Genomic DNA, 25,464 nt, shown 5'->3' with positions numbered 1-25,464 from the left:
CCGGCAGACGGGCTGAGCGATACCGCACCGCAACATCGACTTGACGAAACCGTCGGATTCCTGTTCGAGAGAGGCCATGGACAAGCCTGCAGAGCCATTCCCGCAGCGCCTGACGGAAGGCTACCGCGCCTTCCTCGACGATCGTTTCATCCGAGAGCAGAGCCGTTACGAAGAGCTCGGCGAGCACGGCCAGACGCCGCAGATCATGCTGATCGGCTGCTGCGACTCGCGCGTTTCGCCCGAAGTCATCTTCGACGCGAAGCCCGGCGAAATGTTCGTCGCGCGCAACATCGCCAATCTCGTGCCGCCCTTCCAGCCGGACGACCAGCTTCACGGCACCTCGGCGGCGCTCGAATACGCCATCCAGGCGCTCAAGGTGCAGCATATCGTCGTGCTCGGCCATGGCCGGTGCGGCGGCATCCGCGCCTTCGCCGACGACAGCCAGCAGGCGCTCTCGCCGGGTGACTTCATCGGCAAATGGATCACCCTGATCGGCCCGGCGGCCGAGCGCACCGGCGGGCGCGGGCGCAACGAGAACTTCGAGGACTATCTCCAGCGTCTGGAGCTGGCCTCGATCCAGCAGTCGCTCGCCAACCTGCGCACCTTCCCTTGCGTGCAGATCCTCGAAAGCAAGGGCCGCTTACACCTGCACGGCGCCTATTTCGCCGTTGCCACCGGCGTGCTGATGATCCTCGATAACGCGACCGGCCAGTTCATCCCCGCCGTCGGCGAGATGCCCAAGCGCGTCCAGCAGATCCGCTGCTCCGAGGCTTGATCTCCGGGCGTCATCCCGCCTCACTCTCCATCCGAAAGCGGGTGGAGATCACGGACCATGCTCTTCAGGCGCTCGTCGAGGACATGGGTGTAGATCTGGGTCGTCGCGATGTCGGCATGGCCCAGAAGCTCCTGCACGACCCGGAGATCGGCGCCGTTCTGCAGCAGATGGCTGGCAAAGGCATGGCGCAGGACGTGCGGGCTCAAGGCTGCCGCCGAAAGCCCGGCCGCTCCGGCGAGCGACTTGAGATCCCTAGCGAAGACCTGCCGGGTCAGATGCCCGCTCTCGCCCTCCGACGGAAACAGCCAGCGGCCATCCGCCGCCCCGGCTTCCTTTAACGCCTCCAGCCAGTCGCGCGCCGCCTGCCTTGCGGCATCGTTCAGCGGCACCAATCGCTCCTTGTCGCCCTTGCCGCGCACGATCAGGAAGCGCTCGCGCGTCGTCGCTGCCGACAGGGGCAACGCGATCAGCTCGGACACACGCAGGCCCGTGGCATAGAGCATTTCGACGAGGCAGCGCATGCGCAGGGCCTTGAGGCGGGCGGCCTTCGATAGGCCGTCCTGTTCGCAGGCGGCCCGCGCCGCCTCCAGCAAGCGGTCGACATCCCCGACGGTGACAACCTTGGGCAGGGGCCGCCCGAGCCTCGGCCCCGAGATTGCCGCCGAGGGATCGGTGCCCGCCAGCCCTTCCGTGTAAAGGAAGCGGTGGAACTGGCGCACGGCCGAGAGTCTTCGCGCCGCCGAGGAAGCCTTGAGCCCGCGCGTCGCGAGATCGGCAAGCCAGCCGCGGATATCTTCGGCCGCAGCATCGCCCGGCGCCTTGCCGCCGAGAAACTCGAGATAATCCGCGATATCGCGCTCATAGGCGTCGAGCGTGTTGCGCGCCGCACCGCGCTCGGCCGCCAGCATGTCGAGGAAGGCGTTGAGCCGCTGGCGCCCCAGCCGGCTCATTGAGGGCCTCTAACAAAACTGGGAGAGGTCTCGACGCCGGCAATTCGTCCGCTCCGCCAGGAGCGGGGTGAAGCCGATACCGTTGGTATCGGCAAGCGCCGCGACGCCGCGGGCGGTCGAATTCCCGGCGCCGCAGGCGGGCTTTGGAGGGCCGCCTGCGGCGTCGGAACGACTGGCCGATATCTGGGGATATCGGCTGCGCGCTCCTCCTGGCATGCGGCTCCTCCAAAGCCCATCGAGACCCCTCCCAGTTTTGTTAGAGGCCCTTAGGCTGCAATTTTGAAGGGGGAACGATCTCGATCATCTCGCGCTGGACCGGCTGGACGAAGGTGACGAGCGCGATCATGCCCCCGAAGATCAGCCCGGCGATGATCGCGATGAAAGCCAGGAAACGGAACAGCGTCGGCACGTCGGGCGGACTCTCGCAATCGCTTGGGTGCGCACGATCCCGGCACCGGGCTTGACTATCTCTGATCGCAACCGGCTCGCGCAAGAGCAGGCCGGCCACAGCCCCGTGCAAAGCGGCTTCGAACGCATGACAAGGGCATGACGCAGCTGCCGGCCGGTGCTACAGCCGTGCCGAGGATTGAAAATCAACATGACCGCCGCCGCTTCCGTCGCCACGTCCGATATGACCGATCTCCGCGCCGCTCTCGGCCAGCGCGCGATCGTGCTCGTCGGCATGATGGGCTCCGGCAAGAGCTCGGTCGGCCGCCGGCTGGCCGGGCGCCTCGGCCTGCCCTTCGTCGATGCCGATACCGAGATCGAGACGGCGGCGCATATGACGATCCCCGAAATCTTCGCCCAGCGCGGCGAGGCGGAGTTTCGCGAGGGCGAGCGCCGCGTCATCAGCCGCGTCCTGACGACGCGCGCCCCGCTCGTGCTGGCGACCGGCGGCGGCGCCTTCATGAATGTCGAGACGCGCGAGCGCGTGAAGGAGCTCGGCATCTCGGTCTGGCTCAAGGCCGAGCCCGACGTGCTGATGCGCCGCGTCCGCAAGCGCTCGAACCGGCCGCTGCTCCAGACCGCCGATCCCGAAGCGACCTTGCGCCGGATGCTGTCCGAGCGCGAGCCGGTCTATGCGCTGGCCGACATCACCATCCTGTCGAGCGACGAGCCTCACGAAGTCGTGGTCGGCGAAACCATCGCCGCATTGGGCGACTATCTGCGGCTGGCAGCCGGAGCGACAGCATCATGAACGCCACCACACCCGAGAAGACAGGCGCCCGTATCGTCGTCCCCGTCGCGCTCGAAGGCCGCGGCTACGACATCCATATCGGCCGCCACCAGCTCTGCGAGGCCGCAGCCCTGATCGCCGCCTTCGCGCCGGGCGCCAAGGCGGCGCTCGTCACCGACGAGAGCGTGGCCGCCCTGCACGGCGCCGCCTTCGAAACCTGCCTGCAGCAGGAAGGCATTTCAGCCACCCGCATCACCATCCCGCCGGGCGAGGCTTCGAAGTCCTATGCCCAGTTCGTCGCGCTCTGCGATGCGCTGCTGGCGGCGAAGATCGAGCGCAACGATCTCGTCATCGCCTTTGGTGGCGGCGTCGTCGGCGATCTCACCGGCTTCGCGGCGGCAGTGCTGCGCCGCGGCGTGCGCTTCGTGCAGGTGCCGACCACCTTGCTCGCCCAGGTCGACTCCTCCGTCGGCGGCAAGACCGGCATCAACTCCCCGCATGGCAAGAACCTGATCGGCGCCTTCCATCAGCCGGCGCTGGTCATCGCCGATACCGCGCTCCTGGACACGCTGAGCGAGCGCGAGTTCAAGGCCGGCTATGCCGAAGTGGTGAAGTACGGGCTGATCGATGATCCTGATTTCTTCGACTGGTGCGAGGCGAACTGGAGCCGCGTCATCGCCGGCGGACCGGAACGCGACCATGCCGTCGCCGTTTCCTGCCGCGCCAAGGCCGCCATCGTCGCCCGTGACGAGCGCGAGGAGGGCGACCGCGCCCTGCTCAATCTCGGCCATACCTTCGCCCATGCGCTGGAGCGGCTGACGCATTACGATTCCGCCCGCCTCGTCCATGGCGAGGCCGTGGCCATCGGCCTGGCACTCGCCTTCCGCTTCTCGCAGCGCCTCGGGCTTTGTTCGGGCCAGGACGCCATCCGCGTCTCGCGCCATCTCGACCATGTCGGCCTGCCCAGCCGCTTGCGGCAGGTGCCGGGCGGTGTCAGCAGCGCCGAGGAGATCGTCAACGCCATGGCGCAGGACAAGAAGGTCAAGCGCGGCGTGCTGACCTTCATCCTCGCCCGCGGCATCGGCAAGAGCTTCATCGCGCCGGGCGTCGCGGCCGACGAGGTCCGTGCCTTCATCGAGGCGGAACTCGCCTCGAAGGACTGAAGCCGGTCAGGCGAGCCCGGCCTTCGCCAGGAAATCGGTCGCGCGGTAGCCCGGCTCCACGCCGTTGACCAGCATCGCCGTGCCCCGCGAATTCTCGGTCCTGAGCGGCAGGATCGCGCGGTATTCCTGTGAATCGTACCAGGCGCGGGCCCGGTCCATGTCCGGAAAGGCGATGAGCACGAGATCGCCCGGCCAGGGCCCCTCGACGATCTCCGGCGTCTTCCCATGGATCAGGAAGCGACCGTCAAAGGGTGCGAGCGTGGCGTCGATCCGGGCGATGTAATCGACGATTTCCGGGCCGAGCCGGACATCCTGCAGATGGGCGATGGCATAGGCGGTCATGGTTCTCTCCTGCGGGTCGCGGCCGGAAGGCCGTTCGTTGCGGAGGACCATGACGCGTGAAGCGAATGGGGTCGATTACCGCCGGGGTAATCGCATGGGCGTCACGGGCTGAAGACCAGCACGAGAAAGACGAAGAACACGGCGAGATGCACCGCGCCTTCCAGCATCGTCGTGCGCGTGCCGGTGAAGGTCAGGGTCGAGAGCAGCAGCGTCATCGCCGCAATGACCATATTGGTCGCCGACAGGCCGAGCACGACCGGCTGGCCGGTGAAAACGCCGATCAACAGGACGGCCGGCACCGTCATGCCCAGCGTCGAGGCCGCCGCGCCCAGGCAGAGATTGACGGCGCGCTGCAGCTGGTTCGAGGTGATCGCCCTGAGCGCCGCGATGCATTCCGGCGTGAACACCACCATCGCGATCAGGATGCCGCCGAGCGCGGCCGGCGCGCCGAGCTTGGCGATGCCGAAATCGAGCACGGCCGCGAGGCCCTTCGACAGGATGACGATCGGCAGGATGTTGGCGAGCAGCAGCCCCACATGCGGCAGCACCTCCCGCACCGACGATGGCGAAACCGGCTCGCCATCCGCGTCCACCGTGACGACCGGCTTGCCGTCTTCGTCCGGCTCGCGGAAGAACATGCTGTGCCGGCCGGTCTGCAGCGCGAGGAAGGCCCCGTAGAGCGCCACTGTGAAGATCGAGAAGGCGACCGCCTGGAAAGGGGTCAGCGTGCCGTCCGGCGTCGATGTCGTGAAATTCGGCAGGAAAAGCGGGATCACCGTCAGCGGGATGATCACGGCGAGATAGGACGACGCGCCCTTGAGGTTGTAGCGCTGCTGGAAATGCCTCAGGCCTCCGATCAGCAGGCCGATGCCGACGACGCCGTTGAGCACGATCATCAGCACGGCGAACATCGTGTCGCGGCCGAGCGTCGGCGCGCCCTTGGCGCCGAGCATGACGGCGCCGACCAGCGCCACCTCGATGATGACGATCGAGAGCGTCAGGATCAGCGTGCCATAGGGCTCGCCCAGTCTCTCGGCCAGATCCTCGGCCTCATGCACCACGCCGAAGGACGACCAGATGATGACGCCGAGCAGCCAGAGAAAGACGAGGAGCGACGGCAACGGCGCGCCGAGCTGACCGAGCAAGGTGTCGCCGAACAGCAGGAAGGCGGCGACCGAGGCCCAGGCACAGGCAAGGCGGAGAATCATCATCGTTCGTCGTCACTCGGGATCGCGGGCGGGAAAGGCTCCTGCCCAATAAGCGGGAAAGGCGACAACGGCGCAACGCCTGATCGCGCCTGCGACCCCGAGAACAGCCCGAAAACGTCGTTCCTCAGCCCGGAATGATCTTCTGCGCGAGCGGGCTCGGCGCATCGTCGGCCGGCGCCGCCGGCTTGTCGCTGACGAGATACTGCGCCCGCGCCAATGCCGCAAAGCGCCCGCCCTTGGCGACGAGCTCGTCGAAAGTGCCCATCTCCTCGACCTGCCCCTGCTCGAAGACGAGGATGCGGTCGGCATTGCGGATCGTCGCGAGACGGTGCGCGATGACGAAGGTGGTGCGGCCCTTCATCACCTCTTCCAGCGCCTTCTGCAGCTTGACCTCGGTCGCGGCATCGAGCGCGGAGGTGGCTTCGTCGAGGATCAGGACCGGCGGGTTCTTGAGCAGCGCGCGGGCGATCGAGAAGCGCTGGCGCTCGCCGCCGGACAGCGTGCGGCCGCGCTCGCCGACCAGCGTGTCGAGGCCGTCGGCCTGGCGCGCCATCACCTCGGAAGCCTGCGCGCGCTCCAGCGCCTGCATCATCTCGGCGTCGGTCGCATCCGGCTTGCCGACCAGCAGGTTCTCGCGGATCGAGCGGGCGAACAGCATCGGTTCCTGGAAGACGACGCCGATATTGCGCCTGAGCGAGAGCAGCGAGATCTCGCGGATATCGGTGCCGTCGACGGTGATCCGGCCCGATTGCGGGTCGAAGGCGCGATGCAGCAGGCCGAGCGTCGTCGACTTGCCCGAGCCGGTCGAGCCGACGACGGCGATGGTCTCGCCGGGCTTCACCGTGAACGAGACGTCCCGCACGGCGGCGCGCTTGCCGTCATAGGAGAAGGAGACGTCCTCGAACGCGACCGCGCCTTCGAGGCGGCCGGGGTCCTTGGCGTTGGGCAGATCGCGCACGCTCGGCAGCGTGTCGAGCACCTCGAAGAACTCCCGCATCTTCGGCGCCTGCATGAAGATGAAGTTCACGAAGCCGACGATCTGCTCGAGGCGCCCGACCAGCATGGTGGCGAAGCCCATGAAGGTGACGATCTCGCCGACCGTCGTCTGGCCGTGCATCAGCAACCAGGTGCCGACGATGAAGATCAGCAGCACGGTCAGCGTCGCTGACGCCCGCGTCGCGACATTGGCAATCGCCCACCAGGACAGAACCGGCAATTGCGCCGCCAGCACATTGGCGATGGTCGTGCGCAGGCCGCGCACCTCGGCCTCGATGCGGGTGAAGCTCTGGATCACCGGCACGTTGCCGAGCGCGTCCGAGGCCCGCTCGGCGAGGTTCGAGTGATAGGTCTCGACATTGCTCTGCAGGCGGTCGGTCTTGCGCAGCACATAGGCCGTCAGCGAGCCGAACAGCACGACGAGCGCGACCAGCAGCAGCCCGAGCTGCCAGTTCTTCCAGATCGTGAAGGGCAGGAGCACGAACAAAGCGACGGCCGAGGCGCAATGCTCGCGGAAGAAGGACAGCCACAGGCCCCACATCGCGTTGGTGCCGTCGAGCATGATCTTGAGCACGCGGCCGGAATGGGTCTGGCTGTGATAGGCAAGCGGCAGCGAGAGCGCATGCTCGAAATAGCGGGCCATCACCATCAGGCGGGCGCGGTGGGCGAGCCGGTCGGCATGCAGAGCGACGAAGACGCCCAGCGCGATATTGGTCAGGCCGAAGCCGACCCAGGCGACGATCAACAGGTTGATGCTGGCCCAGGTCAGCGCCCCGCCCGAGGCCTGAATCGTGGTGAGACGGTCGATCAGCGCGCCGAACAGCATCGGCTCGGCGAAGGCGACCGCCGCCAACACGATATTGGCCAGTGCCAGGATGACGCCAAGCCGCTTTTCGGGGCCGAGTTCGCCAAGGACGCGGGCATAGAGCGAGAGCAGAGACATCGCGACGAGCTTTAGCGAAACCGGCGCTGGCGGCAAGCGGTCATCCAGCTCGTTTGATCAGCAGGCCGCGCCATATTCGCCCCCGGCCGACTTGCCGAGCGGCTTCACGTCCCTAAGACCGCAGGGCTTCGGCCAGCGCTTCCGCCGTCACCTCAGCCATCGCCATCTGCAATTTGTAGGCGCGGGTCTTCTCGCCCGGCTTCATCACCAGAATCACCGTCTCGCTTCCCGGACAGGCGGGATCGGCGCAGATGATCTCGTTGACGGCGATCGCCGCCATCTCGGGCAGGCCGAGCAGCTCCCTGACCTGCGCCTTCAATCGTTCGGACAGGACCTTCGCCTCGGCCTTCGCATCGCCGCCCTTGCGGGTGTCAGGCTTGCCGAAGAGACCGAAGCGCATGGCGCTCAGCCCGGCAGGGCGAGCACGCCGGCCGCGCCGTCCTCGGCGCCGAAGGCGAGCCGCTTGCCGGCCTTGTCCCAGGCGAAGGCGCTGACGCCGCTGCCGCGCAGGGCCGGCCGCACCAGCAGTTCGGAGCCGTCGGTCAGGCGGACCATCAGGATGCAGCCGTCATCGTAACCGATCGCCAGCACCAGCGCGCCCGGATGGAAGGCGACACGGGTGACGCGGGCATGGCGCACGCCGCATTCGCGCGGCGCCTTGCCCTGCGGGCCGTCGCCCTGGAATGGCCAGACAATCGCGCCATCGGCTCCGCTCGACGCGAGCCAGAGCCCGTCATGCGACCAGGACAGCGAGCGCGGCTTGGCGGGATAGCCGGTCATCCGCATATGGCCGGGCTTGTCGCCAAGCTTCCAGCCATGCAGCGCGTTCTCCTGCATCGAGGAGACGACGAAACGCCCGTCCGGCGACCAGGCCACGTCGAGATGCGAACCCTTCCATTCCAGGAATTCCGGCTTGGCTTCGGTGTTCGGATACCAGAGCGAGACGCCGTTCATCTGGGCGATGGCGAGGCGATAGCCCTTCGGCGCGAAGACGAGGCCCTGTGGCGTGCTCGCCGCCTCCAGCGTGCGGATGCGCCCCTTCTCGTCACGGGCCTGCACCGACTTGCCGGTGTTCCAGGCGAGATTGCCTGATGGAGACAGCGTGATCGCATCGATCCAGCGGCGCTTCTGGTCCTTGGCCAGCTCCTCCGGCTCACCTTCGAAGCGGGTCGCGACGACACGCCCGTCATCGCCGCCGGTGATCAGGCGCTCGCCGTCGCCGGTCGCGCAGAGAATGCCGCCGGCATGAGCCTCGACGCTATCCACGAGGGCGCCGTCGCGCCAGCGCAGCACGCGCCCGTCGGCCAGCGCGAGCGCAAGCCCCTGCTTCAGCCAGTGGACCGCGACGACATGCGTCTCCGCGGCAATGGGAGTGACATGCTCGCGCAGCGAGACAGGTGGGGTCATCGTCGTCATGACGCGGCTTTAGCTCAGGCCGCGCAGGCTTCAAACCCCTTGCGCAGTTCGTTCTCGTTGAGATCGCGCCCGATGAAGACGAGGCGGCTCTCGCGCGTCTCGCCATCCTTCCAGTCGCGCTGCAGGTCGCCGTCCAGGATCATATGCACGCCCTGGAAGACGAAGCGGCGCGGCTCGTTCTTGAAAGCCAGGATGCCCTTGGAACGCAGGATGTTCGGCCCCTGGATCTGGGTGAGATCGTTGATCCACGGCATGAACTTCTCGGGATCGACATCGCCCGGCACGGTCAGCGAGATCGAGCGCACATCTTCGGCATGGTGATGGTGATGCCCGGCCTCGAGGAAATCCGGCTCGATATCGAGGATACGGTCGAGATCGAAGGCGTTGCGGTCGAGCAGGGCTGCGATATCGACATTGGCGCGCTCGGCCTTGTGCAGCTTGGCATAGGGGTTGATCGCGCGGATTGCGGCCTCGACATCGGCGAGCTCTTCCGCCGTCACGAGATCGGTCTTGTTGAGCACGATCACATCGGCGAAGGCGATCTGGTTCTTGGCTTCTGGCGCATCCTTCAGTCGGTCCTTCAGCCACTTGGCGTCGGTCACGGTCACGACGGCGTCGAGACGGGTGGCGTCGCCGACATCCTGGTCGACGAAGAAGGTCTGGGCGACCGGCGCGGGATCGGCGAGACCGGTGGTCTCGACGATGATCGCGTCGAACTTGCCCTTGCGCTTCATCAGCCCGTCGAGAATGCGGATCAGGTCGCCGCGCACGGTGCAGCAGATGCAGCCGTTGTTCATCTCGAAGATTTCCTCGTCGGCGCCGACGATGAGGTCGCCATCGATGCCGGCCTCGCCGAACTCGTTGACGATCACGGCGAATTTCTTGCCGTGGTCCTCGGTCAGGATGCGGTTGAGGAGCGTGGTCTTGCCGGCGCCCAGATAGCCGGTGAGCACCGTGACGGGGATTTTCTCGGACATGGCTTGACCTGAATGACTGCGACGCGAGGAGGACACCGCCCGGTCAGGCCGGGCCGGCGGTCAGCGCCTTTTCGATCTCGCTTATATTGTGCTTCATCATCCGGATGTAAGTCCCCGCCGGGCCGGACTCGGCCGAGAGCGCATCCGAATAGAGCCGACCGCCGACCTTCGCCCCGCTTTCCCGCGCGATCTGCTCGACGAGACGCGGATTGGTGACGTTTTCGAGGAAGACGGCGGGAATCTTCTGGGCCTTTACCTGCCGGATGATGCGGGCGACATCCCTGGCGGAAGCCTCGGCCTCGGTCGAAACGCCCTGCGGCGCTACGAAATCGATGCCGTAGGCCTTCACGAAATAGCCGAAGGCGTCATGGGTGGTGATCGCCTTGCGCCGCTCGGCGGGAATGCGCGCGATGGCGGCCTTGACCTCGCCTTCGAGCCTGTCGAGTTCGGCCAGATAGGCCGTGGCATTGGCCTCGTAGCTTGCCTTGCCCGCCGGATCGGCCGCGCTCAGCGCATCCCTGATATTCGCGACATAGATCTTCGCATTGGCGACGCTCTGCCAGGCATGCGGATCGTCGTGCCCATGGGCATGCGCATGGCCGCCCTTGCCCTTGTCGTCATGGTCGTCATCGGCTTCGAGGGGCGTGATGCCCTTTGTTGCCGTGGCCATGGTGGCCTTGGTGCCCGAGGATTTCACGAGACGCGGCAGCCAGCCCTCGAAATGCAGCCCGTTGACGAGCACGAGCTTGGCCGCGACCATAGCCTTCGCATCGGCCGGCGTCGGGGAATAGACATGCGCGTCGCCGTCAGGGCCGACCAGCGTGGTCACGCTGATGCGATCCCCGCCAATTTGCCGGGCGAAATCGCCAAGGATCGAGAAGCTCGCCACCACCGGCAGCTTCTCCTGAGCGAAGGCACCGAGCGGCGCGGCAGCCATGGCGAGCCCGAAAGCAAGGCCGGCGACGAGGGCGCGACGATTGGGCATGGACGACTCCAAGAAATGAAACGATATAACGTTTCTATCTCTGGAGATGGGCGCGAGGCAAGAGCCGACGCGCAAGCCCGTCCTGCGAGCCGAACAGGAGCGAGCCGATATAGATCGCTCCCGCAGCGAGGATGATCGACGGCCCCGCCGGCAGGCTCGACCCCGCCGCATAGGACGTGACGAGCCCGGCATAGCCGGAAACCATGCCGAACCCGGCCGCGAGCAGAAGCAGGCGGGTGATATCGGCCGTCCAGAAGCGCGCCGCCGCAGCGGGCAGCATCATCATGCCGACGGCGAGCAGCGTTCCCAACGCATGGAAACCGGCGACGAGATTGAGCACGACCAGCGCGAGGAAGGTCAGGTGAACGAACCCACCGGAGCGGCTGACCGAGCGCAGAAAGCCGGGATCGACGCATTCCAGCACCAAAGGTCGGTAGAGCGCCGCCAGCGACAGCAGCGACACCGTCGCAACGCCGGCGAGCAGGATCAGGACCTGATCGTCGAGCGCCAGAACATTGCCGAAGAGCACGTGCAGCAGGTCGATCGCCGAGCCCCTGAGCGAGACGATGGTGACGCCGAGCGCCAACGAGATCAGGTAGAAGGCAGCCAGCGAAGCGTCTTCCTTGAGGACGGTCGCTCGCGCCACCGCGCCAGCCGCAAGCGCCACGGCGAAGCCGGCCGCGAGGCCGCCGATCGTCATCGCCGGCAATGAGAAACCCGCAACGAGATAGCCCAGCGCCGCGCCGGGCAGGATCGCATGCGCCATGGCGTCGCCGGTCAGGCTCATGCGCCTGAGCATCAGGAAGACGCCGATCGGCGCACCCGAGACAGACAACGCCACCACGCCGACGAGGGCGCGGCGCATGAAATCGAATTCGGCGAAGGGGCCGATGAGGAGGTCGTAGAGCATCGGCTTGGCCTGGCTGGGCGGATCAGGCGGCGTCGCGCTGGCAGGGAGCGGCGTGGCTGTCGAAAGCCTCGACCATGCGCCGCGCCTTCAGCAGGTTCTCCGGCGTCAGCACGGTCGCGGTCTCGCCCCAGGCCACGGCCTCGCGCGCCAGCAGCAGCGTCTGCGGAAAAGCCTGCCTGACGGTCTCGATATCGTGCAGCACCGCGACGACGGTGCGGCTCTCGCCATGCCAACGCCGGACGAGTTCAAGCAGATCAGCTGTGGTGCGGGCATCGATCGCGGTGAAAGGCTCGTCGAGCAGGATCACGTCGGCATCCTGCAGCAGAAGCCGGGCAAACAGCGCCCGCTGCATCTGCCCGCCGGAGAGCGTGCCGATCGGCCGGCGCTCGAAGCCGGTGAGGCCTACGGCCGCGATGGCATGCTCGATCTTGTGAGCCGCGCCCGCGCCGATCCGGCCGAAGATGCCGGCACGGTTCCACAGGCCCATGGCGACGAGATCATAGACATGGATCGGGAAGGAACGGTCGAGATCGGCCGATTGCGGGAGATAGGCCAGCCGCTTGCCCTTGGCGAGCGAAACGCCGCCGGAGAGCGGGGCGAGCGCGCCTGCAATGCCCTTGAGCAGGGTCGACTTGCCGGCACCGTTCGGCCCGACGATGGCGGTCAGGCTCCCGGCAGCGATCTCGCCGGAGAGGTGATGCACCGCCGGATGGCGGTCATAGCCCAGCGTCAGGTCGGTCAGGCGGATGGCGGACATCGAACGCGAACTCACAGGATCACGGCCAGCGTCGCCAGCCAGAGCAGGGCGACGATGGCAGCGGCCAATCCCACGCGCGTCCCCGCCGACAGGCGCAGCAGCGACCACCCCGGAGCTTCCGAGGCGGCGCGATGCGTGTGATGGGCGTGCGCGTGAGCCATGAGAAACGATATAATGTTACGCCCACGCCGGAGCAAGCGCGATTCCGCGCCTGTCCAACACTTGAGCCCCTTTGATCCCCGAGCCCTCATCTTGAGGAGCGCCGCAGGCGCGTCTTGAAAGATGCTTCAGGAGGCTTCGGAACCATCTGGAGCATCCTTCGAGACGCCGCTTCGCGGCTCCTCAGGATGAGGGCTTGGACTGCCGAAATATCCCTCAGAACGGCAGGTACTGATAGAGCCAGGTCTCGGTCAGCACGGTATCGCCCGCCTTGAGGTAGCAGCGCATCTCGACCGGCTCGACGCCGCCCACGGTAAGGTCGAACTGGGCGCGCCAATGCCCGGGCACGTCATCCGGCACCGCTTCCGTCAGGACATAGGAGAAGCTGCCGCGCGAGGTCGACAGCACCACCTCAGGCTTCACGCCGAAGGGGATCGTTTCCAGCGCGGGTCCAAGGAACTCGACCATGAACTTGCGCACGCCACGCGGCCGCGCCGTTCCCGGCTGGCCGCCATTGCCCAGTCGCGTGGCGACGACCCGGCCCAGCTTCGTCGGGAAGGGCTCATCGGCAAGCCAGTGCAGCGTGTAGCGGAAGTTATAGGCGTTTCCGGCCTTCGCCGGTCCTTCGGGTACCCACATCGCGACAATATTGTCGTGGATCTCGTCATCGGTGGGGATCTCGACCAGCTGGACGGAGCCCCGGCCCCATTGCCCGTCGGTCTCGACCCAGAGGCTCGGCCGGCGCTCGTAATGCACCCCGTCAAGATAATGCCCGGCCTCGCGGTCGCGTTGCATCAGCCCGAAACCGCGCGGATCATTGTCGACGAAGGCCGAAGCCATGGTGTGCGGCGGATTGTTGAGGGGGCGCCAGGCGCGCTCGCCAGGTCCCGTCCAGAGCGCGAGCCCGTCGGAATCATGCACCTCCGGGCGCCAGTCGATCGCCGTCTGCTTGGCGGTCTCGGAATACCAGAACATCGAGGTCAGCGGCGTGATGCCGAACCGCGAGACGTCCTTGCGCAGATGCAGCGCGGTCTCGATCTCCATGGTGACGCCCTTGCCGCGATGCATGCGGAAGCGATAGGCGCCAGCCACGCTCGGCCCCGAGAGCAGCGCGTAGACGACGACATGCTCGGCGCCCGCCTGAGGCGTCTCCAGCCAGATATGGGTGAAGTCGGGAAACTCCTCCAGTTTGCCGGAGACGGCCGGATCGATCGCGACGCCGCGCGCCGACAGGCCGTACTGGTAGAGCTCGCCGATGGCGCGGAAATAGGAGGCGCCGAGGAAGGCGACCCAGTCATTGGTTTTCCAGTCGAGCGCCCCGCCATCGCGGCCGGGATGGCCGCTGCGGCTCTCCTGCAGGCGGAAGCCGGCGAAGCCGGCGCCGGCCGGCAGGTCGCGGGCCGGAGAACTGGCCGGCATCTCGAAATAGCTGGGATCGTAGACGATCTCGCGCGCCTTGCCGGCCTCGACGACATGCATCCTGACCGGCTTCTGGAAGAAGCGGCCGAGATGAAAGAAGGTCACCGGCCAGGACGAAGGCCCCTCCGCCCAGAGCGCCGCTTCCGGCTTGAACCTGATCTTGCCATGGGCGTCGTAGTCGATCCGCTGCATCGCCTCGGACCGCGGGCTCGGCGGGGCCTCATAGGGTTTGGCCGCCATGTCCTTCGCCCGCGCCTTCAGCGCCTCGAAGGTGAAATCCCTGGCATCGCCGAGCGTGAGCCCCTGCTGCGCCAGGGCTTCCGGCGCGAAGCCGAGCGCGGCGAGCGTCGCCGTCGCACCCGCACCTGCGAGAAGAGTTCGTCGGTCGAGGCGAGGCCCCTGGCTGCTACCCTGCTCGGCACGGTCGTGCATGTCGTTCCTGATCGCTCGTTGCTCGGATGCCCGGTCGCCGGCCTAAGGCGCGGTGACCGTTCGAAACCGGAGATAGGCAGCCAATCATGGCGAAACCAGTCCGCGCCTTCGGCTAAAGGCGGAGTTCCACCTTTCGTCGAACGCTTTCCCTTTCGGGTTCAGCATGCTCTAAAAACCCGATCAACCGGCCGTATGAGCCGGAGCGACCCTCAGGGAGACGTCATGAAAGCACTGTTCCGCAACCGCCGCCTCGCCGGCCTTGCCGCCGCAGCCCTGATCGCCGCGGCCCCCGCCACCGCACGGGCCCAGGAATTCATCAACGTCCTCACCGGCGGCACCTCAGGCGTCTATTATCCGCTCGGCGTCGCGCTCTCGAAGATCTATGGCGAGAAAATCCCGAATGTCCGCCCGACCGTGCAGGCCACCAAGGCCTCGGTCGAGAATCTCCAGCTCCTGCAGCAAGGCAAGGGCGAGATCGCCTTCACGCTGGGCGACTCGCTCGACGCCGCCTGGAAGGGCGACGAGGAGGCCGGCTTCAAGGCGCCATTGAAGAAGCTGCGCGGTGTCACCGCGATCTACCCGAACTACATCCAGATCGTCGCCTCGAAGGATAGCGGCATCAAGACGCTGGCCGATCTCAAGGGCAAGCGCCTCTCGGTCGGCGCGCCGAAATCCGGCACCGAGCTCAATGCCCGCGCCATCCTCGCCGCCGCCGGCATGTCCTACAAGGACCTCGGCAAGATCGAGTACCTGCCCTTCGCCGAGTCGGTCGAATTGATGAAGAACCGCCAGCTCGACGCCACCCTGCAATCGGCAGGCCTCGGCGTCGCCTCGCTGCGCGATCTCGCGACCTCCGTGGAGATCACCGTGGTCGAGGTGCCCGCCGCTGTTGTCGACAAAGCCGGCCCGCCCTTCGTCAAGGTTTCGATCCCCGCCAATACCTATACCGGGCAGACCGCCGCCGTGCCGGCCGCCGCCGTGGTCAACTATCTCGTGACCCATGAAGGCATGAAGGAGGAGACCGTCTACCAGATGACCAAGGCGGTCTACGACAACCTGGCCGATCTCGGCGCCGCCCATGCCGCCGCCCGCTCGATCAAGCTGGAGAACGCGCTGGAGGGCATGCCCCTGCCGCTGCATCCGGGCGCCGCGCGCTACTTCAAGGAAAAGGGCCTGAAGGTCGGTTCCTGAACCGGGCCTTCCCTCCGCAAATGACGGGCGAGGCCGGCCTGACCGGCCTCGCCCTTTTCCATGCCGGCAGCGCCGACATGAGGCCAGGGGCACAGCAGCATGAGCCGCGACGAAACCAGACCGCTTGCAGAACAGGATCTCGCGGGAGGGCCCGCGCCGGCAGCTGCACCCTATGATCCCGAGCACGGTCTCCCGGCCACCTTCGGGACCGGCTGGAAGGGCCGGCTGCTGTTCTGGCTGGCCGTCGCCTTCTCGGCTTTTCAGGTCGTCACCGCCTTCGGCATCCCGCTCGACTTCCGGCTGATCGGCTCGGTCGCCTGGCTGACGCCGATCACGCTGATCCGCGTCGCCTTCGGGCTCTGGCTCGCCTGGATCGTGCTCGGGCTCGTGCGCGGGCGTCCGATGCTCGAAGCCGCCACCGCCTTTCTCGCGCTTCTTGGCGCCTTCGAGCTGGTCTCGCTCTATACCGGCACGCTGCCCAACCAGGTGCTGCGCACCGTCCATGTCGGCTTCCTTGCGCTGATCGCCTGCGGGCTGCTCGCCAATGCCGACGAGACGGCGCCGCCGGCCCGCGCCTTCTGGTGGGCGGTCGGCCTCATCGGCTTCGCCGTCGGCCTCTACCACTGGTGGAACTACATGGAGCTGGTGAACCGCGCCGGCGAGCTCACCGACGCCGACATGGTCGTCGGCATCGCCGCGCTCGCGGTCCTGTTCCTGCTGGTCTGGCGCGCCATGGGCATCGCCCTGCCGCTCGTCGCCGGCACCTTCCTTGCCTATTGCCTGTTCGGCCGCTATCTGCCGGCGCCGTTCGATCATCGCGGCTACAGCCTCGAGCAGGTGATCGAGCAGATGACCTTCGGCACCGAGGGCCTCTACGCCACGCCGACGGCGGTCTCCGCCACCTTCATCTTCCTGTTCATCCTGTTCGGCGCCTTCATGGAGCGCGCCGGCGTCATCGATTTCTTCAACGACATCTCGATGGCGGTGTTCGGCGGCAAGCAGGGCGGGCCGGGCAAGGTCTGCGTCGCGTCCTCGGCGCTGATGGGCACGGTCTCCGGTTCCGGCGTCGCCAATGTCGTGGCCTCCGGCCAGTTCACGATTCCCCTGATGAAGCGCTCGGGCTTCAACGGCGCCTTCGCCGGCGGTGTCGAGGCGACCTCCTCGATGGGCGGCCAGATCATGCCGCCGGTCATGGGCGCCGTCGCCTTCATCATGGCCGAGACCATCGACGTGCCCTATTCCAAGATCGTCGAGGCCGCGATCATCCCCGCCTTCCTCTATTTCGCCGCCTGCTATTGGGCGGTGCATCTGGAGGCCGGCAAGCTCGGCCTCACCGGCCTGCCGAAATCGGAACTGCCGAGCGCCCGCGCCGAACTGCGCAAGAGCTGGTACCTGATCGCGCCGCTTCTGGTGCTGGTCTATCTCCTGTTCGCGGGCTTCACGCCGCTCTTCGCCGGCGCGATCGGCCTTGCCCTCACCGTCGCCCTCATCCTCGCGCTGGCGATTTCCGCCGGCCTCGCGACGCCGGCGCTGCGGATCGCCTTCTGGGTCGGCTTCGCGCTGATCTCGGCCGCGTCGATGGCGATCAGCGTCGCGACCGTGCTCGGCGTCGTCCTGCTGCTCGTCATCTGGAACGTGCTGCGCGGCCGCTCCGGGCGCGAGGTCCTGAACGCCTGCATCGAGGCTCTCGCCGACGGCGCGCGCCAGGCGCTGCCGGTCGGCCTCGCCTGCGCGCTGGTCGGCATCGTCATCGGCACCATGACGCTGACCGGGATCGGCACGATCTTCGGGTCCTGGCTGATCGGCATCGGCAAGGAGAGCATGTTCCTGGCGCTCGTCCTGACGATGATCTTCAGCCTGATCCTCGGCATGGGCATCCCGACCATCCCGAACTACATCATCACCTCCTCGCTCGCCGCGCCGATCCTGCTGCAGCTCGACGTGCCGCTGATCGTCAGCCACATGTTCGTCTTCTATTTCGGCATCATGGCCGACCTGACGCCGCCGGTGGCGCTGGCCGCCTTCGCGGCGGCGCCAATGGCCAAGGTCTCCGGCATGAAGATCGGCGTGCAGGCGGTGAAGATCGCGCTGCCCGGTTTCGTCGTGCCCTACATGGCGGTCTACGATCCCACGCTGATGCTGCAGCCGGTCGCGGGCCTGACCGGCCCCGGCTACTGGCTCGCCGTCGTCTACATCGTCGTCAAGGCAACGCTCGCCATGCTGCTCTGGGGCATGGCCTTCGTCGGCCAGTTCATGCGTCCCTTGTCGATGTGGGAGCGGATTCTGGCGGCGGCCGGTGCCGGCTTCCTGGTCGCAGCGGTGCCGCTGACCGACGAGATCGGCTTTGCCATCGCAGCCGTGATGATCGGCCAGCATCTCTGGCGCATCCGCACGGCGAAGATCGCCGCATGAGTCTCTGCCTCGCGGCCGGCGCGCTCGTCGTGGCGCTAGGCCAGGGCGAGATCACGCTGGGCTGGCGCCATTCGGTGCAGAAGACGCTGTGGGAAGAGGTCTGGCGGGAGGCGCCCGCCGGGCTCGAAATCGTCGAGGCGCGGATCGAGGGCTCGGGCGCCGGCATGGACCCGCCTGATGGCGCGAAGCTCGTCGACGGCTTCTGGCGCTGGCATCCGGCCTTGCCGCCGCTCAAGGAAGTGGTGATGCGCCGCTCGGGCGCTACCGCGGACTGGCGCATCTGCACGGCATCGGGCTGCCGCGCGATGGGAGATCATCTCCCGGCCGATGCCGATCCGGTCACATTGAAGATATGCGACTGAGGAGGAGGCCGAAGGGCCTCAATCGACCTCGGTCAGGTGCTCGATCTTGAGCATGCGGCGCATCAGGTTGATCAGACCATAGCCGGCGAAGACCGAGAACACCGCCATCAGGATGTATTCGAAGATGGTGCCGAGTTCGAACAGGCCGGCCAGTGCCCAGCCGGCCGCCAGCGCCACGCCGAAAAGCTCGACGGCGATCAGGATCCCGAACGAGGAGACCATGATCAGGTTGCGCCAGTTCATATGCCGTCCGGCCATGCTGTCCTTCCTTCACGCGCGGGCTGCCTTGCGCAGCCATGCGCCCCACGCACCTAGCGGAGCTTGCCGCCCCATGCAACAAATTCGCGCCCCAAAGAGGCTGTCATGAACCATGGAAGGGAATTTGATGAGGTCAAAACGCTGGAGATGGGAGGAGCATCGCGCCGCCGATACGTCGGTATCGGCAAGCGGTGCGACGCTGCAGCTCCAGTGTTTTCACCTCACCCGCAGGGCGCGGCGCTTTTGCGCGACTGCTGTGTCGTTCTTCGTAGCAAGCCGGAAGGCTTGCGTCCTCGAACTCCGCGGCATTTGCGCAAAATCGCCTGCGTCAAATCCCCTTCCATGGTTCATGACAGCCTCTGCCCAGATGGGCATGATCTCCGCGCTTGAAAAGTCCTGATGCTCGACACGCCCGTCTTCGCTTCCGCCGCCGTCGCGGCCCCTCACCGCCTCGCCTCCGAGGCGGGCCGCGCCATCCTTGCCGAAGGCGGCAACGCCATCGAGGCGATGGTCGCGATGGCCGCGACGATCGCTGTGGTCTATCCGCATATGAACGGCATCGGCGGCGACGGCTTCTGGCTGGTGCATGAGCCCGGCGGGAAGATGCACGGCATCGAGGCCTGCGGTCCGGCAGGCTCTCTCGCGACGATCGAGCGCTACCGCGGCAAAGGCTATGACGTGCTTCCCGCGCGCGGGCCGGAAGCGGCGCTCACCGTCGCCGGCGCCGTCGGCGGCTGGCAACTCGCCCTCGATCTCTCGCGCGCGCTCGGCGGGCGCATGCCGCTCGGCGAATTGCTGCTGGATGCGATCAGCCATTGCCGCGAGGGCTATGCGGTCTCGGATTCCGAGCTCGGTAACAAGCCGAACGAGCTGGAGGCGCTGAAGGCCGCGCCCGGCTTCGTCTCCAGCTTCTGGATCGACGGCGCACCGCCCAAGCCCGGCGCCCGCCGCAGGCCGGAGGCGCTCGGTGCCGCCCTGCAGCAGCTCGCCGATGCCGGGCTCGACGATTTCTACCGCGGCGATGTCGGCCGCGAGATCGCCGCCGATCTCGAACGCATCGGCGCGCCCGTCACCCGCACGGACCTCGAGCGCTATTACGCGCGATCCGTCGCACCGCTCACGCTGAAGCTCCCCGGCCTCACCGTCGCCAACCTGCCGCCGCCGACGCAGGGGCTGGCCTCGCTGCTGATCCTCGGCATCTTCGAGCGACTGGGCGAGGCCAGGCTCGACTCGTTCGAGCACCATCACGGGCTGATCGAGGCGACGAAGCGCGCCTTCGCCATCCGCGACCGCTACGTCACCGACCCCGCCGAACTCGACCACCCGCCCGCCGATTTCCTGACCGACGCCGCCCTGATGCGCGAGGCGGCGGCCGTGGACATGAAGCGGGCGGCGAAGCTGCCGCTGCGCCATGGCGACGGCGACACGATCTGGATGGGCGCGATCGACGGCAAGGGCCTCGCCGTCTCCTATATCCAGTCGATCTACTGGGAATACGGCTCCGGCTGCGTGCTCCCCGCCACCGGCATCCACTGGCAGAATCGCGGCGTTTCCTTCTCGCTCGATAAGAATGCCGCCAACCCGCTCAGGCCCGGCCGCAAGCCCTTCCATACGCTGAACCCGGCGCTTGCACGCTTCGACGACGGGCGCGTCCTGCCCTACGGCTCGATGGGCGGTGACGGCCAGCCGCAGTTCCAGGCGCAGATCCTGACGCGCTACCGCGCCGGCCAGAGCCTCGCCACGGCGGTCGATGCGCCGCGCTGGCTCTTCGGCAAAACCTGGGGCGCAGGCTCGACCAGCCTCAAGTTCGAAAGCCGCTTCGACCCGTCGCTGCTGGAGCGGCTCGATGCTGCCGGCCATCCGGTCGAGGAAAGCGGCCTCGCCTACTCCGAGGGCTTCGGCCATGCCGGCATGCTGGTGAAGCACGCCAAGGGCCATGTCGAGGCGGTGCATGACCCGCGTTCCGACGGCGATTCCAGGGGGATCTGACGCCAGATGACTTTCGACGATCCGTTCCGCTGCTTCGTTCCCTATCCCGACGCGCCCGTGAAACATGCCGTCGCCGGCCCGCTCGCCGGTTTGACGCTGGCGGTGAAGGACCTCTTCGACATCAAGGGTTATCCGACCGGGGCGGGCTCGCCGCTGGTACTGGCGCAATCCGGCATCAAGACCAAGACCGCGCCGATCGTGAAGGAGTTGCTCCAGGCCGGCGCCCGCTTCGTCGGCAAGACCCATACCGACGAGCTCGCCTTCTCGCTCAACGGCCAGAACGCGCATTTCGGCGCGCCGATCAATCCGGCCGCGCCCGAGCGCATCACCGGCGGCTCCTCCTGCGGCTCGATGGCCGCGGTGGCCGGGCGCCTCGCCGATATCGCTGTGGGATCGGACACCGGCGGCTCGGTGCGCGCGCCGGCAAGCTATGGCGGCCTCTTCGGCATCCGCCCGAGCCATGGCCGTCTCTCGCTGAAGCGCGCCTGGCCGCTGGCCGAAAGCCTGGACACGCCCGGCTGGTTCGCCCGCGACGGCGACATCTTCGCCCGCGTCGCGAATGTCCTGCTCGGCCCGGACAAGACCGAATTGCCGGAGGCGCCGCACCTCCTGATGGCCGACGACATGTTCGCCCAGGCCGTGCCCGAGGCGGAGACGATCCTGCGCAATGTCGTGCAGCGCACGGTCACGACCCTCGGCCAGCCCGAGGGCGTCAAGCTCGTCCGCGATCTCGACGCGCTTTACTGGGCCTTCCGCTGGATTCAGGGCCGTGAAGCCTGGTTGTCCGACGGCCCGATGATCGAGCGCTTCAACCCGCCGCTCGGCCCGGGCGTGAAGGAGCGCTTCGCCTTCTCGAAAGCGGTGACCGACGCCGAATACGCCAAGGGCGAGGCGACCCGGAAATCCTTCCGCACCAAGCTGTCGCGCCTGCTCGGCCAGAATGGCGTGCTGATCCTGCCGACCATGCCCGATGTCGCCCCGCTGATCGCGGCGAAGGAATCCGAGCTGGAGGATTTCCGCAACCGGGCACTGCGCCTGCTCTGCCTTGCGGGCTTGTCCGGCTTCCCGCAGGTCACGATTCCCGTGGCGCAGCGCGAGGGCGCCCCGCTCGGCCTGTCGCTGATCGGCCCGAAGGGCTCCGACCGCTCGCTCGTCGCCTTCGCGGTGCGCTACGAGCGCGCCGCCCGCATCCGGATCGCCTGAGAGGAGACCGCCATGAGCGGACATCACCACCACGATCACGACCATCACCACGACAACCATTTCACCGCGATCGAAGCGCGGGTGAAGGCGCTGGAAACGCTGATGGTTCAGAAGGGCTATGTCGACCCGGCCGCGCTCGACGCGATCATCGACACCTACGAGACGAAGATCGGTCCGCGCGACGGCGCCCGCATCGTCGCCAAGGCCTGGACCGATCCGGCCTTCGCCGAGCGATTGAAGGCGGATGGCACGGCGGCGACGGCCGAACTCGGCTATGGCGGACGCGGCGGCGAGCATATCGTCGCCTGCTTCAACACGCCCGAGCAGCACAACCTCATCGTCTGCACGCTCTGCTCCTGCTATCCGTGGCCGGTGCTCGGGCTGCCGCCGGTCTGGTACAAATCCCCGCCCTATCGCGCCAAGGCGGTGATCGATCCGCGCGGCACCATCGCCGATTTTGGCGTGACGCTGCCGGAGAGCCAGCGCGTCCGCGTCTGGGATTCGACCGCCGAGACCCGCTTCATCGTCATCCCGATGCGGCCCGCCGGCACCGAGGGCTGGAGCGAGGAGAAGCTCGCCAGCATCGTCTCGCGCGATTCGATGATCGGCACCGGCCTTCCTCGCGTGGAGGACGCCGCATGAACAGCGCCCATGATCTCGGCGGCCAGATGGCCTTCGGCCCGGTCGTCCCCGAGCCGAACGAACCGGTCTTCCACGGCGACTGGGAGAAGCGCGTGCTCGCGATCAATGTCGCGGCCGGTGCCATGGGTGCCTGGACCATCGACGAGATCCGCCATGCCCGCGAAAGCCTGCCGCCGGCGCAATACCTATCCTCGACCTATTACGAGATCTGGCTCGCCGCGCTCGACAAGGTGCTGGTCAAGCACGGCTTCCTGAGCACCGACGAACTCGCCAACGGCAAGCCGGCGCCCGAACGCCGCGAGCCGAAGCGCGTGCTCAAGGGCGAGGAGGTCGCGGGCGTCCTGCGCCGCGGCTTCCCCTATGAGCGCGAGGCCAAGGCGCCGGCCCGCTTCGCCATCGGCGACAAGGTCCGCACCATCGTGATGCACCCGCAGCACCACACGCGCCTGCCGCGCTATGCCCGCGGCAAGACCGGCGTGGTCGAGCGCATCGTCGGCTGCCATGTCTTCCCCGATACCGGTGCGCAGGGTCAGCCCGAGACGGCGCAATGGCTCTACACGGTCGTCTTCGACGGCCGCGAACTCTGGGGCCGCGACGCCGACCCGACCTCCACCGTCAGCATCGAGGCCTGGGAGAGCTATCTTGAGCCGGCCTGAGACCGATCTGGCGGCAGCATTGGCCGCCGATACGCCGATCCCGCGCGATGCCGAGGGTCCGATCTTCGCCGAACCCTGGCAGGCCCAGGCCTTCGCGCTGGTCGTCGAACTCCAGAACAAGGGCGTGTTCACCGCCGATGAGTGGGCGCAGGCGCTCGGCGCCGAAATCCGCGAAGCGCTCGCCGCCGGTGGCTGCCGCGACGGCTCGGATTATTACGAGCGCTGGTGCGAGGCGCTGGAACATCTCCTGATCGAAAAGGGGCTTGCCTCGCATGACGGCGTCGACGCGCTCGCCGCCTCATGGGCCCGCGCCGCCGAAGCGACCCCGCATGGCAAGCCGATCCTGCTGGAGAACGATCCGCTGCGGGGCTGAACCTTAGCTCCCCGCTCCGCCGATCCAGAGGCCGGTGAACAGCGCCGCGCCGAGCACGGCGACGAAGGCGGCGGCGAGCAGTTCGAGCCCGGCAATCAATCGCGCCGAGCGCAGGCTGCCACCGCCAGCAAGTTTCAGCGCCGCAAACTTGAAGAACACGGCGAAGGCGGCGAGCGCACCGGTCGTGATTGCCGTGCCCAACGCCATCGCGAAGGTCGCCGCGATGCCGGCCCAGAACAGCCCCTGCGCATTGGCGAAGACGAGGATGATCAGCGCGCCCGCGCAGGGCCGCGCGCCGGCAGCGACGACGACGCCGGCCATGTCGCGCCAGCCGGCCAGCCGCGAGACCTGCTCGGCATCAGGCATATGGACATGGTCGCAAGCCGCCGGGTCATGCGCCCCGCCCGCTTCGAGCCGGACCAGCGCCCCCGCCTTGCGCCAGAGCATCAAGAGCCCCACCAGCGCGACCAACAGGAAGCTGCCCTGCTCGATCACGGTCGTCGCGGCATTCATCTGCATCGCGGTGACCCGCAGCAGCAGCGTCGCCACCGTCACGATCGCGATCGCGACCAAGGCCTGCAGGAGTGCCGCGGCGAAGCTCAGGCCCAAGCCCCGCTTCAGGCTGCGATTATCGGCGACGATATAGCCGGAGATCACTGCCTTGCCGTGTCCCGGCCCGGCCGCATGGAAGACGCCGTAGCCGAAGGAAAGTCCGAGCAAACCCCAGAGCGCGCCTGGCGCGGTCGCGATCGCCTTCAGCGTCGCGGTCAGTTCGCGATAGAAGCTCGATTGCCAGGCAAGCAGGACCGCGCCGAAGCCGGTCGTGGATGGCAGTGCCTCGCGTGGCAGCGCGGTGCCGAAGGGATTGCGCGGCGGCGGCGGAGGCGGTGGGCTGACGCTCGCAATCAGGAATGCGAGCAGGGCAACCACGCCCCCGACCAGCAACAGCGCCAGCGTGCAGGCGATCAGGCGTCGCGACAGCGCCACGCCGGCCGGACGCGCTGTCTCGGCGGATGTCACGGACATGCCACCAGCGCCCGCGTCACGATCTCGAGCCCGCTGACATCGGGCGTCGCAGTGATGTCGGCTTCGGCGAGGCGCTTCTGCGTGGCGTCGTCGAGCTTGGGCGGACGGTTGACCCGCACGACGCAGCCCTGCGGCGCGCCCTTGGTCACCACGGCATCGGGCTCGTCGACGATGGAGAAGGCGACGAAATAGGTGGGGTCGCCGATCTCGATGCCGAAGGAACGCGCCTTGGCCGGGGTCTTCAATGGCAGCGTGAAGACCAGCGTCAGCACCTTGTTGTCGAAGGTCATGACCTGCTCACCCGGCGTGCCGAATTCCTGCTTGCGGCCGTTGAGCTTGGCGGCGGTGAAGAACTCGACATCGGGCAGCGATTCGACATTGATCTTGGCGAGTTCTGCGAGCTCGTCCGAAGAGAGCTTGCCGTCGCCGTTCTTGTCGAGCCCCTGCGTGATATAGGCCGAATAGGCCTCATCGAAGCTCCAGCGGTTGCGGATCGCCTGCACCGAGCCATCAGCCGCGAAGACGATCTCGGCCTTGGCCGTGACGAAGACATGCGGATGCGCAGCCGCCGGCCCAGCCGCGATGGCCGCCAGCAGGAGCCCCGACAGGGCCGTGAGATGCGCGCGTCGCGTCAAAGGCGAACCCTCCGTGATCCCGCTTGCGTGGATCATGGTTAAGCGATCGTCAACGGGCGCTTCGTCACGCCTGATCGCTGCGACAGCCATCCCTGCCAAACGGGGCCA

General features: G+C 67.3%; 27 protein-coding genes. 11 read left to right on the top strand and 16 right to left on the bottom strand.

The window, feature by feature from the left end:
- The first annotated feature begins 76 nt into the window (after positions 1 to 76).
- Positions 77 to 775, top strand: a complete 699-nt coding sequence (locus WFK61_RS04500) for a carbonic anhydrase (RefSeq protein ID WP_257733626.1) — start codon at positions 77 to 79, stop codon at positions 773 to 775.
- A 20-nt stretch (positions 776 to 795) separates the two neighbouring features.
- Here WFK61_RS04500 and WFK61_RS04495 read toward each other — a convergent pair whose 3' ends face one another.
- Entirely contained in the window at positions 796 to 1,725 is a 930-nt protein-coding gene (locus WFK61_RS04495; RefSeq protein WP_336810330.1) for a site-specific tyrosine recombinase XerD, read from the bottom strand.
- Between the two features lie 256 nt (positions 1,726 to 1,981).
- The gene (locus tag WFK61_RS04490; protein ID WP_336810329.1) at positions 1,982 to 2,134 is read right to left on the bottom strand and encodes a histidine kinase; all 153 of its coding nucleotides are present in this window, start codon (positions 2,132 to 2,134) and stop codon (positions 1,982 to 1,984) included.
- Positions 2,135 to 2,323: 189 nt separating this feature from the next.
- Between WFK61_RS04490 and WFK61_RS04485 the strand changes: the two genes are divergently transcribed.
- On the top strand, positions 2,324 to 2,923 hold the full coding sequence (locus tag WFK61_RS04485) for a shikimate kinase (protein WP_336810328.1): 600 nt from the start codon (positions 2,324 to 2,326) through the stop codon (positions 2,921 to 2,923).
- The gene (aroB, locus tag WFK61_RS04480) at positions 2,920 to 4,065 is read left to right on the top strand and encodes a 3-dehydroquinate synthase (protein ID WP_336810327.1); all 1,146 of its coding nucleotides are present in this window, start codon (positions 2,920 to 2,922) and stop codon (positions 4,063 to 4,065) included. Before WFK61_RS04485 ends, aroB begins: the two co-directional genes overlap by 4 nt.
- Positions 4,066 to 4,071: 6 nt before the next feature.
- On the opposite strand, the gene WFK61_RS04475 is transcribed toward aroB, so the two are convergent.
- From WFK61_RS04475 to WFK61_RS04425, 11 genes are all read right to left on the bottom strand, one after another.
- On the bottom strand, positions 4,072 to 4,407 hold the full coding sequence (locus WFK61_RS04475; RefSeq protein WP_336810326.1) for a DUF1330 domain-containing protein: 336 nt from the start codon (positions 4,405 to 4,407) through the stop codon (positions 4,072 to 4,074).
- Between the two features lie 101 nt (positions 4,408 to 4,508).
- Positions 4,509 to 5,618 carry a calcium:cation antiporter gene (locus WFK61_RS04470; RefSeq protein WP_336810325.1) on the bottom strand — a complete coding sequence of 370 codons (1,110 nt, stop codon included), beginning with the start codon at positions 5,616 to 5,618 and terminating at the stop codon, positions 4,509 to 4,511.
- A 121-nt stretch (positions 5,619 to 5,739) separates the two neighbouring features.
- A complete protein-coding gene (locus WFK61_RS04465; protein ID WP_336810494.1) occupies positions 5,740 to 7,554 on the bottom strand; it encodes a glucan ABC transporter ATP-binding protein/ permease in 1,815 nt (604 codons plus the stop codon).
- Between the two features lie 112 nt (positions 7,555 to 7,666).
- Entirely contained in the window at positions 7,667 to 7,954 is a 288-nt protein-coding gene (locus WFK61_RS04460; protein ID WP_336810324.1) for a hypothetical protein, read from the bottom strand.
- Between the two features lie 5 nt (positions 7,955 to 7,959).
- Positions 7,960 to 8,970 carry a WD40 repeat domain-containing protein gene (locus WFK61_RS04455; protein WP_336810323.1) on the bottom strand — a complete coding sequence of 337 codons (1,011 nt, stop codon included), beginning with the start codon at positions 8,968 to 8,970 and terminating at the stop codon, positions 7,960 to 7,962.
- A 14-nt stretch (positions 8,971 to 8,984) separates the two neighbouring features.
- Positions 8,985 to 9,947, bottom strand: a complete 963-nt coding sequence (locus tag WFK61_RS04450) for a CobW family GTP-binding protein (protein ID WP_142114002.1) — start codon at positions 9,945 to 9,947, stop codon at positions 8,985 to 8,987.
- A gap of 43 nt (positions 9,948 to 9,990) precedes the next feature.
- Positions 9,991 to 10,932, bottom strand: coding sequence for a metal ABC transporter substrate-binding protein (locus WFK61_RS04445; RefSeq protein WP_336810322.1), 942 nt, complete (start codon positions 10,930 to 10,932; stop codon positions 9,991 to 9,993).
- Positions 10,933 to 10,966: 34 nt separating this feature from the next.
- Positions 10,967 to 11,842 carry a metal ABC transporter permease gene (locus WFK61_RS04440; protein WP_336810321.1) on the bottom strand — a complete coding sequence of 292 codons (876 nt, stop codon included), beginning with the start codon at positions 11,840 to 11,842 and terminating at the stop codon, positions 10,967 to 10,969.
- Positions 11,843 to 11,864: 22 nt separating this feature from the next.
- On the bottom strand, positions 11,865 to 12,599 hold the full coding sequence (gene aztA, locus WFK61_RS04435; RefSeq protein WP_336810320.1) for a zinc ABC transporter ATP-binding protein AztA: 735 nt from the start codon (positions 12,597 to 12,599) through the stop codon (positions 11,865 to 11,867).
- A gap of 11 nt (positions 12,600 to 12,610) precedes the next feature.
- Complete coding sequence (locus tag WFK61_RS04430; RefSeq protein WP_336810319.1) at positions 12,611 to 12,760, bottom strand: hypothetical protein; 150 nt, start codon at positions 12,758 to 12,760, stop codon at positions 12,611 to 12,613.
- Positions 12,761 to 12,974: 214 nt separating this feature from the next.
- Positions 12,975 to 14,609: an OpgD/OpgG family glucan biosynthesis protein gene (locus WFK61_RS04425; protein WP_336810318.1), complete on the bottom strand. Its 1,635-nt coding sequence runs from the start codon at positions 14,607 to 14,609 to the stop codon at positions 12,975 to 12,977.
- Positions 14,610 to 14,831: 222 nt separating this feature from the next.
- On the opposite strand from WFK61_RS04425, the gene WFK61_RS04420 reads away from it, so the two are divergent.
- From WFK61_RS04420 to WFK61_RS04410, 3 genes are all read left to right on the top strand, one after another.
- Complete coding sequence (locus WFK61_RS04420) at positions 14,832 to 15,800, top strand: TAXI family TRAP transporter solute-binding subunit (RefSeq protein WP_336810317.1); 969 nt, start codon at positions 14,832 to 14,834, stop codon at positions 15,798 to 15,800.
- 99 nt (positions 15,801 to 15,899) lie between these two features.
- Complete coding sequence (locus WFK61_RS04415; RefSeq protein ID WP_336810316.1) at positions 15,900 to 18,212, top strand: TRAP transporter permease; 2,313 nt, start codon at positions 15,900 to 15,902, stop codon at positions 18,210 to 18,212.
- Positions 18,209 to 18,574 (top strand): DUF1850 domain-containing protein, encoded by a 366-nt coding sequence (locus WFK61_RS04410; protein WP_336810315.1) that lies wholly within the window; start codon positions 18,209 to 18,211, stop codon positions 18,572 to 18,574. The genes WFK61_RS04415 and WFK61_RS04410 overlap by 4 nt, the downstream gene beginning before the upstream one ends.
- Positions 18,575 to 18,592: 18 nt before the next feature.
- Here the strand turns inward: WFK61_RS04410 and WFK61_RS04405 are convergent, their stop codons facing one another.
- Positions 18,593 to 18,832 (bottom strand): hypothetical protein, encoded by a 240-nt coding sequence (locus WFK61_RS04405; protein ID WP_257733610.1) that lies wholly within the window; start codon positions 18,830 to 18,832, stop codon positions 18,593 to 18,595.
- 399 nt (positions 18,833 to 19,231) lie between these two features.
- Between WFK61_RS04405 and WFK61_RS04400 the strand changes: the two genes are divergently transcribed.
- From WFK61_RS04400 to WFK61_RS04380, 5 genes are read left to right on the top strand one after another with little or no spacing between them, the layout of a single operon-like run.
- Positions 19,232 to 20,821 carry a gamma-glutamyltransferase family protein gene (locus tag WFK61_RS04400; protein WP_336810314.1) on the top strand — a complete coding sequence of 530 codons (1,590 nt, stop codon included), beginning with the start codon at positions 19,232 to 19,234 and terminating at the stop codon, positions 20,819 to 20,821.
- Between the two features lie 6 nt (positions 20,822 to 20,827).
- Positions 20,828 to 22,024: an amidase gene (locus WFK61_RS04395; protein WP_336810313.1), complete on the top strand. Its 1,197-nt coding sequence runs from the start codon at positions 20,828 to 20,830 to the stop codon at positions 22,022 to 22,024.
- Positions 22,025 to 22,036: 12 nt separating this feature from the next.
- Positions 22,037 to 22,666 (top strand): nitrile hydratase subunit alpha, encoded by a 630-nt coding sequence (gene nthA, locus WFK61_RS04390; RefSeq protein WP_336810312.1) that lies wholly within the window; start codon positions 22,037 to 22,039, stop codon positions 22,664 to 22,666.
- On the top strand, positions 22,663 to 23,322 hold the full coding sequence (nthB, locus tag WFK61_RS04385; RefSeq protein WP_336810311.1) for a nitrile hydratase subunit beta: 660 nt from the start codon (positions 22,663 to 22,665) through the stop codon (positions 23,320 to 23,322). Before nthA ends, nthB begins: the two co-directional genes overlap by 4 nt.
- Positions 23,309 to 23,695, top strand: coding sequence for a nitrile hydratase accessory protein (locus WFK61_RS04380; RefSeq protein WP_336810310.1), 387 nt, complete (start codon positions 23,309 to 23,311; stop codon positions 23,693 to 23,695). The genes nthB and WFK61_RS04380 overlap by 14 nt, the downstream gene beginning before the upstream one ends.
- A 3-nt stretch (positions 23,696 to 23,698) precedes the next feature.
- Here the strand turns inward: WFK61_RS04380 and WFK61_RS04375 are convergent, their stop codons facing one another.
- Both WFK61_RS04375 and WFK61_RS04370 read right to left on the bottom strand, forming a co-directional pair.
- Positions 23,699 to 24,721, bottom strand: coding sequence for a nickel/cobalt transporter (locus WFK61_RS04375; RefSeq protein WP_336810309.1), 1,023 nt, complete (start codon positions 24,719 to 24,721; stop codon positions 23,699 to 23,701).
- On the bottom strand, positions 24,712 to 25,356 hold the full coding sequence (locus WFK61_RS04370; RefSeq protein WP_336810308.1) for a DUF1007 family protein: 645 nt from the start codon (positions 25,354 to 25,356) through the stop codon (positions 24,712 to 24,714). The genes WFK61_RS04375 and WFK61_RS04370 overlap by 10 nt, the downstream gene beginning before the upstream one ends.
- Between the last annotated feature and the right edge of the window lie 108 nt (positions 25,357 to 25,464).

The organism is Allobosea sp. MMO-172 (genome assembly GCF_037147855.1).
Taxonomy (GTDB): domain Bacteria; phylum Pseudomonadota; class Alphaproteobacteria; order Rhizobiales; family Beijerinckiaceae; genus Allobosea.
The sequence above is the reverse complement of the archived record's forward strand: the minus strand, read 5'-3'. Positions and strand labels throughout refer to the sequence as shown.